This is a genomic window from Paracraurococcus ruber (assembly GCF_004353985.1).
GTDB lineage: Bacteria > Pseudomonadota > Alphaproteobacteria > Acetobacterales > Acetobacteraceae > Paracraurococcus > Paracraurococcus ruber.
In genome coordinates this window covers 1-1,416 of sequence record NZ_SMOA01000563.1, presented here as the reverse complement: position 1 = coordinate 1,416, position 1,416 = coordinate 1, and the positions used below count along the sequence as shown (strand labels likewise).

The window sequence follows — 1,416 nt, the reverse complement described above, 5'->3', positions numbered from 1 at the left end:
GCCGCCGCGGCGGCAGCGGCGCCGTCCCGCGGCCGCGGGGCGGGCCCATGGGCGGGACCGGCCCCGTCGCCATCATCGGCGCCGCCTGCCGCCTGCCCGGCGCCCCGGACCTCGAAGCCTGGTGGCGGCTGCTGGAGGCGGGGCAGGACGCCGTCACCACCCTGCCGCCGGACCGCTTCGCCCAGGCGGCCTTCCTGCATCCCCGCCGCGGGGAGCCGGGCAAGACCTACAGCTTCGCCGCCGGCACCATCGGCGACGTCACGGGCTTCGATCCCGGCGCCTTCGGCATCTCCCCGCGCGAAGCCGCCGAGATGGACCCGCAGCAGCGCCTGCTGCTGGAAGTGGCGGCCGAGGCGCTGGAGGATGCCGGCATCCCGCCCGGCGCGCTGGCCGGCAGCGGCACCGGGGTCTTCATCGGCGCCTCGCTGACCGATTTCAGCGACATGCGGCGGTCGGACATCGCCGCCGGCGACCGCTACTTCATGACCGGCAGCGCGCTGTCGATCCTGGCCAACCGGATCGGCAATGTCTTCGACCTGCGCGGCCCGGCCCAGGCGGTGGACACCGCCTGCTCCGCTTCGCTGGTCGCGCTGCACTGGGCGGCGGAGGCGATCCGCGCCGGCCGCCTGCCCGCGGCGCTGGTCGGCGGCGTGAACCTGCTGCTCTCGCCCTATCCCTTCCTCGGCTTCGCCAAGGCCGGGATGCTCTCGCCCTCCGGCCGCTGCCATGCCTTCGACGCGCGGGCGGATGGCTATGTCCGGGCGGAAGGCGCCGGCGTGGTCCTGCTGAAGCCGCTGGCGGAGGCGCTGGCGGCCGGCGATGCCATCCGCGGCGTCCTCCTCGGCACCGGCGTCAACGCCGCGGGCCGCACCATGGGCCTGTCGCTGCCCAGCGGCGCGGCGCAGCAGGCGCTGCTGGAACAGGTCCTGGCCGGGAGCGGCGTCGCCCCGGACCGGATCGCCTATTTCGAGGCGCATGGCACCGGCACCGCCGCCGGCGACCCGGTCGAGGCGGGCGCCATCGGCGCGGCCATCGGCCGCCGCCGCGCCGCGCCGCTGCCGATCGGGTCGGCCAAGACCAATATCGGCCATGCCGAGCCGGCCTCGGGCATGGTCGGGCTGCTGAAGGCGCTGGCGATGCTGGAGGCGGGGCGCATCCCGCCCTCCCTGCACCACGCGACGCCGAACCCCGCCATCGACTTCGCCGGGCTGAACCTGCGCGTGCCGACCGCGCCCGAGCCGCTGCGCGGCGGCCGGCGCGCCGTCATCGGCATCAACAGCTTCGGCTTCGGCGGCACCAATGCCACGGCGCTGCTCGGCGCCCCGCCGGCGCCGCGCGCCCGGCCGGAGGAGGCGGGCGGGCCGCTGCCGCCGCTGCTGCTCTCCGCCCGCTCCGCCGCCGCGCTGCGCGACCTGG

General features: G+C 77.2%; 1 protein-coding gene. It reads left to right on the top strand.

The annotated features are described in order from the left end of the window. Positions 1–47: 47 nt before the first annotated feature. The coding region (locus E2C05_RS31760) for a beta-ketoacyl [acyl carrier protein] synthase domain-containing protein (protein ID WP_133223585.1) at positions 48–1,416 on the top strand (1,369 nt) is incomplete at its 3' end.